This is a genomic window from Sporichthya sp. (assembly GCF_013815995.1).
In the GTDB taxonomy this organism is placed as follows: Bacteria; Actinomycetota; Actinomycetes; order Sporichthyales; family Sporichthyaceae; genus Sporichthya.
The window spans coordinates 1-9,273 of record NZ_JACDFE010000182.1 but is presented as its reverse complement, the minus strand read 5'-3'; the positions used below and the strand labels follow the sequence as shown (position 1 = coordinate 9,273).

Genomic DNA, 9,273 nt, shown 5'->3' with positions numbered 1-9,273 from the left:
GCCCGGCACGGCCGCCGCGCCGCGCTGGTCAGCGGGGTCGGCGACGACCCGTTCGGTCGGTTCCTGCGCCGGCGTCTGGGGGAGTTCGGCGTGGACGACACTCTCGTGCGGGAGGTGGCTGGGCATCCGACCCCAGTCACGTTCTGCGCGATGTTCCCCCCGGACGACTTCCCGCTGTACTTCTACGGCCGCGACACCGCGCCCGACCTGGAGATCGCCGACATCGACCCTGAGGTCGTGCGCGGCGCGGATCTGGTGTGGGTGACCCTGACCGGGTTGTCGCGTCAGCCTTCCCGCGGGGCGACGCTGGACGCCCTGGCGGCGCGTGATCGCAAGCGGTTCACCGTCCTCGACCTGGACTGGCGCCCGATGTTCTGGCGCTCCCAGGCGGCGGCCGAGCGTGCGGTGCGCAAGGCTCTGGGCCGCGTCGACGTGGCGGTCGGGAACATCGACGAGTGTGAGGTCGCCACGGGCGAGCGGGACCCACGTGCGGCGGCCGAGGAGATGCGCCGGGCGGGGGTCAGGACCGCGGTGGTGAAGATGGGCCCGGCCGGGGTGCTCGGGCTGGACGAGGACGGTTTCGTCGAGGTTCCTCCCTACCCGGTCGACGTGCTCAACGGCCTCGGCGCGGGCGATGCCTTCGGTGGCGCGCTCTGCCACGGGCTGCTCGCGGGGTGGCCACTGGAACGGATCCTTCGGTTCGCGAACGTGGCCGGTGCCCTGGTCGCATCCCAGATTGCGTGTTCGGACGCGATGCCGACGACCGCGGAGGTCGAGTCTCGCCTGGCGGCCCGGTCATGACTGACCAAGGAGGGCAAGGGGGCGACCTGCACCTCCCCAACGGGAGCACGACCAACGGCCCGTGGGCCCTGGAGATCGCCTCCGGTCAGCCGGGTTGGGAGTACACGTCGCTGCGCATTCTCGAGCTCCCGCCGGGCGGGTCGCACTCCTGGGGGACCGGCGACGAGGAGGCCGTGGTGCTCCCGCTGGCCGGGGGAGCCACCGTGCGCTGCGACGGCGAGACCTTTGAGCTGACGGGTCGTCAGAGCGTCTTCGACCGGGTCAGCGACCTCGCCTACGTCCCGCGCGAGGCCGCGGTCTCGGTCAGCTCGGTCGACGGCGGCCGGTTCGCCGTCGCCGGTGCGCGCTGCGAGCGACGCCTGGCACCGTCCTACCTTCCGGCGGAGAAGATCCCGGTCGAAATCCGCGGCGCCGGCAGTGCCACCCGCCAGGTGACGAACTTCGGCGTTCCCGGCGTCCTGGAGGCCGATCGGCTGATCGCTTGCGAGGTGCTCACCCCCGGCGGAAACTGGTCCTCCTTCCCGCCGCACAAGCACGACGAACATCTACCCGGCTTCGAATCCGAGCTGGAGGAGATCTACTACTTCGAGCTGGCCCGCCCCGGGCTGGCCTACCACCGGGTCTACGGGACGCCCGAGCGCCCGATCGATGTCCTCGCCGAGGTCGGCGACGGCGACGTCGTGCTGGTCCCGCACGGCTGGCACGGCCCGTCGATCGCCGCGCCCGGCGTCGACCTGTACTACCTCAACGTGATGGCCGGCCCCGGCTCGGAACGGGCCTGGCTGATCTGCGACGACCCGGCGCACACGTGGGTCCGTGGCATCTGGCTGGACCAGGAGTGCGACCCGCGGGTGCCGATGACCTCGGCAGCGGGCCGCATCTCCCGCTAACGTCCGACCCGACGAGTTCTATTACTCACGGTGCTTCGGACGCTAGCGAGGGCGACGGTGCGGCTGACGGTGGCGCAGGCGCTGGTGCGGTTCCTGTCCGTCCAGTACTCCGAGCGGGACGGCGAGCGGCAGCGGCTGATCCCGGGTTGCTTCGGCATCTTCGGGCACGGCAACGTCGCCGGGGTCGGGCAGGCCTTGCTGCAGAACGCGCTGCAGGCGCACGCCACCGGCGAGGCGGACCTGCCCTACTACCTGGCCCGCAACGAGCAGGCGATGGTGCACGCGGCCTGCGGCTACGCCCGGATGCGCGACCGGCTGCAGACCCTGGCCTGCACCACCTCGATCGGCCCCGGCGCGACGAACATGGTCACCGGGGCCGCGTTGGCCACCATCAACCGGCTGCCGGTGCTGCTGCTGCCCGGCGACGTGTTCGCCACGCGGGCCGCCGGTGCGTTGCTGCAGGAGTTGGAGCTGCCGGGGGAGCCCGGCACCAGCGTCAACGACGCCTTCCGACCCGTGTCGAAGTTCTTCGCGCGGATCGAGCGGCCGGAGCAGTTGCCCCAGGCCCTGCTCGGCGCCATGCGCACCCTGACCGACCCGGCCGAGACCGGCGCGGTGACGATCGCGCTGCCGCAGGACGTCCAGGCCGAGGCCTTCGACTGGCCCGAGGAGCTCTTCGCCGAGCGCACCTGGCACGTGGGGCGGCCCGCGCCTGACCCAGCGGCGTTGGCCAGGGCCGTCGACGCGCTGCGATCGGCCCGCCGGCCACTGCTGGTGGCGGGTGGCGGAGTCGCCTACTCCGCGGCGGAAGCAGCCCTACTGGAGTTCGCCGAGGCGACCGGGATTCCGGTCGCGGACACCCACGCCGGCAAGGGCGCGATGCCCTTCGACCACCCGTTGTCCGCGGGCCCGCTCGGGGCGACCGGGACCCCGGTGGCCAACGGCCTCGCCGCGCAGGCGGACGTGGTGCTCGGCGTCGGCACCCGTTGGAGCGACTTCACCACCGGCTCGCGGACGGTCTTCGCCGCCGACGCGCGTTTCGTCAATCTTAACGTCGCGGCCTTGGACGCCGCCAAGCACTCCGGGATCATGCTCACCGCCGACGCCCGGGCCGGGCTGGTGGCGTTGACCGTTGCACTCGCCGGGCATCACCGGGCGCCGAGGGTGTGGAGCGACTGGGTCAGCGCGCTCGCCGAGGAGTGGGCGCCGGTGCATGCCGCCGCGACCACGGGCGACGGGGGAGAGGCCCCGGTCCAGACCGCGGTCCTCGGCGCGCTCAACGAAGCACTCAACGCCCGCGCCGGGACGGTGGTCGCGGCCGCCGGCAGCATGCCCGGCCAGCTGCAGATGCTCTGGCGATCGAGGGAACCGAAGTCCTACCACGTCGAGTACGGCTTCTCCTGCATGGGCTATGAGATCGCCGGCGCGCTCGGGGTCAAGCTGGCCGCTCCGGACCGCGATGTGGTCGCCCTGGTCGGTGACGGCTCATACCTGATGATGAGTCAGGAGATCGTCACCGCGGTCTCCGAGCGGATTCCGCTGACGATCGTGCTGGTCGACAACGCCGGCTTCGGCTCGATCGGCGCGCTGTCCCAGTCCCTCGGCAGCCAGCGCTTCGGCACGTCCTATCGCTACCGCAACACCGAAAGCGGGCTGCTCGACGGCGATGAGCTGCCGGTCGACCTCGCGGCGAACGCCGCCAGCCTCGGCGCGGAGGTGCTTCGCCCCACGACGCTCGACGACTTCCGCAAGGATCTGACCACCGCGTTGGACTCGGCGCGTGTGACGGTCGTCTACGTCCAGGTCGACCCGCTCGCCGCGGCGCCGGACTCCGGCTGCTGGTGGGACGTCCCGGTCGCGGAAGTCTCGACGCTGGAATCCACCCAGGCCGCCCGCGTGGCCTACGTGGCCGCCAAGAAGGCCCAGCGTCCGTTGCTGTAGCCCCTCGATCAGTTCGGAACGTAGGCCCTGCCGATTTCTTCGGCGGCAGCGCGCAGGCGGCGGTCACGGGTCCAGAGCCTGGCGCCAGGAGTGATGAGAGTCGAAGCCAACAGGTGGGCGTCGACGAGACTCAGACCGGTCCCGAACAGCCGGCGAGTCTCGATCATGGCCATCACTTCGAACGGCGTGGCTGCGGTTGCCTGGGGTAGCTGGGCGAGCAGCCCAAGGGTGGCGCTCCGGCCGGGGATGCTTCCGAGGGCCACTTCGCCCACGACCCAGGGGTGACCGAGTACCGCTCCTTCGTCGAGCAGGCTCACCAAGTGTCGATCACCGCGGCGCAGGTGATCGATCCAAACGGCCGTGTCGACCAGGACGTCGCTCACCCGGGTCGGCGTCGGGGGGTGTACTTCGTGCATTGCGGGGCTGATGCCGGCATGCGGTAGGACTGCCGCATGCCCGTCTATGCGCTCAACCTGTTCGACCTCGCCGCCAACTCCGACTATCTGGCGTACTCCAAGGCGTCGCCGAAGGCGGTCGCGCGGTACGGCGGGAAGGTGGTCGCGCTCGGGCACCAGGGCAGCGAGCTGATCCCCGGCGCGACGCCGGCCCGCAACGCGCTGGTGCTGGTCGAGTGGCCGGATCACGCCTCGATCCAGGCCTACCTCGACGACCCGGAGTTCGCGGACCTGCACCCGCTGCGCGAGGGCGGGACGTTGAATTATCTGTGGTGGGCCTTCGACAAGCTCGACGACCTGCGCCCGCTTCTGAAGCGCGCCTAACTAAAGCAAGGGGAGCCACCGAGGACCCTGAGCTCGGTAGCGGGGCATCGAACGGCCCGACCTGGACTCAGCCGAAAGGCCCACCCCGAAATGGGGCCTTCTGAGGTTCCCGGTCCGTGGTCGAATTGATCTCGACGGATTTGAGCAGGGGAGGCGCAGGTGCGCGAGATCGGCCACTGGATCGGCGGCGCGGAGACGCCGGGGACGTCCGGGCGGACCGGGCCGATCTTCCAGCCCGCGACCGGCCAGATCCAGGCTCGGGTCGCCTACGCCGACCCGGCCGACGTTGACGCCGCGGTGCAGGCCGCCGCGAAGGCCGCGGACGCCTGGCGGGAGACCTCGCTGGTGGCCCGGGCCCGCATCATGTTCGCCTTCCGGGAGCTGCTGCACCGCAACATCGATGCTGTTGCCGAGGCGATCACCGATGAGCACGGCAAGACCCTCGCCGACGCCCGCGGCGAGGTGACCCGCGGCCTGGAGGTCGTGGAATTCGCCTGCGGCATTCCGCACCTGCTCAAGGGCGAGTACTCCGATCAGGTATCGACCGCGGTGGACGCCTACTCCTTCCGTCAACCGTTGGGCGTCTGCGCCGGCGTCACCCCCTTCAACTTCCCGGCGATGGTCCCGCTGTGGATGCACCCGGTCGCCATTGCGGCCGGCAACACTTTCGTGCTCAAGCCCAGTGAGCGCGACCCGTCGGCCTCGATGCTGGTCGCGAAGTTCTACGCCGAGGCCGGGCTGCCGGCCGGCGTCTTCAACGTCGTGCACGGCGACAAGGTCGCGGTAGAGGCGCTGCTGGACCATCCCGGTGTGGCCGCGGTCTCCTTCGTCGGCTCGACCCCGATCGCGAAGTTCGTGCACGCCCGGGCCACCGCGTCCGGCAAGCGGGTGCAGGCCCTCGGCGGGGCGAAGAACCATGCCGTCGTCCTGCCCGACGCCGACCTGGACACCGCCGCCGCCGAACTGACCGCCGCCGGTTACGGGTCGGCCGGCCAGCGCTGCATGGCGATCTCCGTCGTGGTCGCGGTCGCCGAGGCCGCCGACTCTCTGGTGGAGCGCCTCGCCACCCGGGCGGCCGCGATCAAGGTCGGTCCCGGCCGCGCCGCCGACTCGGAGATGGGCCCGCTGGTCACTGCGGAGGCCGCGGCCCGGGTCAGTGGCTACGTCGAGCGTTCCGACGCCCGCGTCGTCGTCGACGGGCGCAACCTTGCGGTGCCGGGACACGACGGCGGCTACTGGGTCGGCCCGACGCTGCTCGACGGCGTCACCCCGACCAGCGAGGCCTACACCGACGAGATCTTCGGCCCGGTGCTCGCCGTGGTGCGGGTGGAGACCTTCGAAGAAGCCATCGCGCTGATCAACGCCAACCCCTACGGCAACGGGGTGGCGATCTTCACCACGAGCGGAGCCGCTGCGCGCCGGTTCACCCGCGAGGTACAGGTGGGGATGGTGGGGGTCAACGTCCCGATCCCGGTGCCGATGGCGTTCTACTCCTTCGGCGGGTGGAAGGACTCGCTGTTCGGCGACACCCACGTGCACGGGGCGGAGGGGATCCGCTTCTACACCCGGGCCAAGGCGGTCACCAGTCGCTGGCCGGAGAGCGTCAGCACTGACGCTGCGTTGCACTTCCCGACCGCCCGTTAGACCGTTCGGGTAAACACACCGCCAGGTGACCTCGGGATTAACACTTGCGAAACCTGTACGGGCGTCGTACGCGGTTAACGTCGAAGGATGAACGCCCCCGCTGGAACTTTGGAACTCTCTCTCGAACGTTCGGGCGGATACACCCAGACCGTGACCCTGATCGGGCAGGTCATCGCGATGCACGGCACCCGGATCGCCCGCGAACTGGCGCGGCCGCGCCCGGACCGGGCCGCGATCGCTGCGCTGGAGAGCGGGCGCCACGTCGCCGTCGCGCTGTGCCGCACCCTCAACTCCGCCGACACCGCCACGTTGGAGGAGATCCGGGACACCTACGCCCGGATGTATCTCGACCTGCTGGCCGCTAGCAGCCCGGCGGCCGGCCGGGGAACGCGGGAGCCTTTCGGGGCCTGACCTGCGAACTGAAGGCCCCGGGGCCGCGTATCGTCGGGATCGTGGACGAACCCGAGCAGCCTCCCGGGGAACCGGGCGGGCCCGGCGAACGGACGCTGACGTTCGACGTCGGCGGTACCGGGCTCAAGGCGACCGTGCTCGACGGAACGGGCGTGCCGCTGGTTGATCGCGTCCGGGTGCGCACCCGCTACCCGTGCCCGCCGGAGCGGCTGATCGCCACCCTCCTCGAAGTCTCCGAGCGGCTCCCGGCCTTCGACCGGATCTCGGTCGGTCTGCCCGGGATGATCCGCGGCGGTCGCGTGCTCGCCACGCCCCACTTCGTCACCGAGGCCGGGCCGTTCACGCCTGTGCGCCCCGACCTGCTCGCGGCCTGGAAGGACTACGACGCCGCGACCGAACTGCACAAGTCCTTCGCCTGCCCGGTCCGCGTGGTCAACGACGCGGAGCTGGCCGGTTTCGGCGTGGTCACCGGGACCGGCTTCGAAGTGTTGCTCGCCCTCGGCACGGGGCTGGGCGCGGCCATGTTCGACAAAGGGCGCCTGCTGCCCAAGCTCGAGCTCTCGCAGGCGCCGTTCCGGCGTGGTGAGTCCTACGACGAACAGCTCGGCGACCATGCCCGGCGCGCCGTCGGCAACGTGACCTGGACCCGCCGCTTCGAGCGAGCGCTGGCCCGCTGGCATGCCGTGCTCTGGTGGGACCGGCTTTACGTCGGCGGCGGCAACGCGAAGCACCTGGTCGGCGAGCTCGGCTTCGAGCACCAGCGCGTCGGCAACGACGCCGGCGTGCTGGGCGGTTACAAGCTCTGGCAGTACCCGCTCGACTGACGGGTCGTCAGAGCACCGCGCCCAGGAACTGGCGGGCGATCGGGCCGGCGGTGGTCGGGCCGCTGACGCCGCGTTCGACGATGACGGCGAAGGCGATGGTGCCCGCGAAGCCGACCATCCAGGCGTGCCGGCCCGGCTCGGTGTCGCTGCCGTAGAGCGCGGTGCCGTTGGTGGCTCCGGCCGACGGCCCGACGTTGAGTATCTCGCCGGTGCCGCGGCGGGCGGCGAGCTGCATCAGGGATTTGAGCTCGGCCGCGAAGGGCAGCGGCTGCAGGGTCGGGCGGTCGTCGGTCTTCGGGGTGAACACCGGGGTCGGGCCGGCCTTCTCGGACGGCGACGGGGAGGTCGTGCTGGGCACGGTGCCGGGGGGCGGGATGATCGCCGGGTTGGCCGGGGGAGCGGCCCGCGGCGGCAGCCCGTCGAGCACCAGGCGCGGGTAGCGCGGGGTGCCGCTCGCGATGGCCGCGGCGACCACAGCCATGGCCAGCGGGCTCATCAGGACCCGGCCCTGTCCGATCGCGTCGTTGGCGAGCTCGAGCCGGTCCGCGGCCGGCGGCACGCTGCCGGAGAAGGTGTTGAGCAGCAGGTTCCAGTCGCCGCCGATGCCGAACGCGTCGGCCGCGTCGGAAAGCACATCGGTGTCCAGGTCGGCGATCCGGCGGGCGAAGGCGGTGTTGCAGGACCGGGCGAAGTTGGTCGCCATCGAGACCTGACCGGGGGCACCCACGTCGTCGTAGTTCTCGAAGCGCTTGCCGTCGATGGTGACCGTCTGCGGGCAGCCGATCTTGTCGTTGAGCCCGATGTTGTTCTGCAGCAGCGCGAGCGCGCTGATCATCTTGAACGCGGTCCCCGGCGCGTACTGCCCATTCAGCGCCCGGTCCTCGCCGGCCTTGTCCGCCGGCCCGTTCGCGACCGCGAGGAGGTTGCCGGTCGCGGTGTCGATGGCGACCAGGGAGGAGTTCTCGTCGGTCAGGGTCAGGGCCCGCTCTGCCGCGGTCTGCATCTGCAGGTCCAGTGTGGTGTGCAGCGCGGTGCCGGGCACCGAGGTGAACTCGATCAGGGTCTCGAGCGGGGCGCCGGTGTCGGCGTCCACCAGGTCGATGCGGCCGCCGGCCCGGCCGGCCAACTGCTTCTGGTAGAGCCCCTGCAACCCGAACAGGCCGAGGGAGTCCTCCTCGGAAGCGGTCGACCCGGCGTTGGACAGCGCGGCCGGGGTGGCGTTGCCGACGGCGCCGAGCACCTCACGCGCGAACTCGCGGGTCGGCGCGAGCGTCAGGGTGTCCGCCTCGACCACCACGCCGTTGATCTTGTCGATCCTGGACTTCAGCTCGAAGTAGTCGTTGTTGCGGAGGACCACGGCCTCGATGAAGTCGCCGGGGTCGGCCTTGGCGACGCGGGTGATGAGGCCGTCGACGTTGACGTCGGTCACCTCGGCCAGGTCCTCGATCGCGCCGTCAGGAACCGAGCCCGCGCGGATCCCGACCCGGACCACCGGCGCCTCGGCGACCAGGGCGTCGCCGTCGCGGCCCAGGATCGGGGCTCGCGGCGGCAGGGCCCGGACCCGGCTGAACGAGGTCGCCGTGGTCATCCGCGGGTGCAGGATGCTCGTCGCCCAGCGGACCTTCCACTCGTCGCCGGCGGTGGCGCGCACCACCTGGAGGGCGGAGGCGTAGCGCCACTCGCCGAGCCCGTCGAGCTGCAGGCCGACGTCGAACTCCACCCGGCACCCGGTGGTGCTCTCGCAGTCCCCGGACAGGTCGCCGGGGGAGAACTCGCGCTTGCCCGGGTGCAGCGTGTCCTGCATCGCGGTCAGGGCCGCGGCGGCCGCGCTCGGATCGGTGGTCCGCTTGGACGCCTCGGAGAAGCGGGACGCGGCCCACTCCGCCAGGAAGCTCTCGGCGACCCCGCGGGGTCCGCCCCCGCCGCCGCCCCCGCCACCCTCGTCGCCGCCGAAGACCCCACAGCCGCTGATCAGCAGTGCCG

The 9,273-nt window shown here is 71.5% G+C and carries 9 protein-coding genes; 7 read left to right on the top strand and 2 right to left on the bottom strand.

The window, feature by feature from the left end; all coding sequences use genetic code 11:
* The 3 genes from H0X00_RS17880 to iolD all read left to right on the top strand — a co-directional run.
* Window positions 1-801 (top strand): PfkB family carbohydrate kinase (locus H0X00_RS17880; protein WP_293773543.1); only part of this gene is annotated, 801 nt, incomplete at its 5' end.
* Window positions 798-1,691, top strand: coding sequence for a 5-deoxy-glucuronate isomerase (gene iolB, locus H0X00_RS17875; protein ID WP_293773540.1), 894 nt, complete (start codon window positions 798-800; stop codon window positions 1,689-1,691). The genes H0X00_RS17880 and iolB, both read left to right, overlap by 4 nt.
* Window positions 1,692-1,748: 57 nt before the next feature.
* Window positions 1,749-3,632 (top strand): 3D-(3,5/4)-trihydroxycyclohexane-1,2-dione acylhydrolase (decyclizing), encoded by a 1,884-nt coding sequence (gene iolD / locus H0X00_RS17870; protein WP_293773537.1) that lies wholly within the window; start codon window positions 1,749-1,751, stop codon window positions 3,630-3,632.
* A gap of 8 nt (window positions 3,633-3,640) precedes the next feature.
* Here the strand turns inward: iolD and H0X00_RS17865 are convergent, their stop codons facing one another.
* Entirely contained in the window at window positions 3,641-4,015 is a 375-nt protein-coding gene (locus H0X00_RS17865; protein ID WP_293773535.1) for a type II toxin-antitoxin system VapC family toxin, read from the bottom strand.
* Window positions 4,016-4,084: 69 nt separating this feature from the next.
* Between H0X00_RS17865 and H0X00_RS17860 the strand changes: the two genes are divergently transcribed.
* The 4 genes from H0X00_RS17860 to H0X00_RS17845 all read left to right on the top strand — a co-directional run bounded on the left by H0X00_RS17860 (window position 4,085) and on the right by H0X00_RS17845 (window position 7,290).
* Window positions 4,085-4,411, top strand: coding sequence for a DUF1330 domain-containing protein (locus H0X00_RS17860; protein WP_293773532.1), 327 nt, complete (start codon window positions 4,085-4,087; stop codon window positions 4,409-4,411).
* Window positions 4,412-4,570: 159 nt separating this feature from the next.
* Window positions 4,571-6,055, top strand: coding sequence for a CoA-acylating methylmalonate-semialdehyde dehydrogenase (locus H0X00_RS17855; RefSeq protein WP_293773529.1), 1,485 nt, complete (start codon window positions 4,571-4,573; stop codon window positions 6,053-6,055).
* 87 nt (window positions 6,056-6,142) lie between these two features.
* Window positions 6,143-6,466, top strand: a complete 324-nt coding sequence (locus H0X00_RS17850; RefSeq protein ID WP_293773526.1) for a hypothetical protein — start codon at window positions 6,143-6,145, stop codon at window positions 6,464-6,466.
* Window positions 6,467-6,507: 41 nt separating this feature from the next.
* Window positions 6,508-7,290 carry an ROK family protein gene (locus tag H0X00_RS17845; RefSeq protein WP_293773524.1) on the top strand — a complete coding sequence of 261 codons (783 nt, stop codon included), beginning with the start codon at window positions 6,508-6,510 and terminating at the stop codon, window positions 7,288-7,290.
* Window positions 7,291-7,297: 7 nt separating this feature from the next.
* Here H0X00_RS17845 and H0X00_RS17840 read toward each other — a convergent pair.
* On the bottom strand, window positions 7,298-9,273 hold a 1,976-nt coding region (locus H0X00_RS17840), incomplete at its 5' end, for a penicillin-binding transpeptidase domain-containing protein (RefSeq protein ID WP_293773521.1).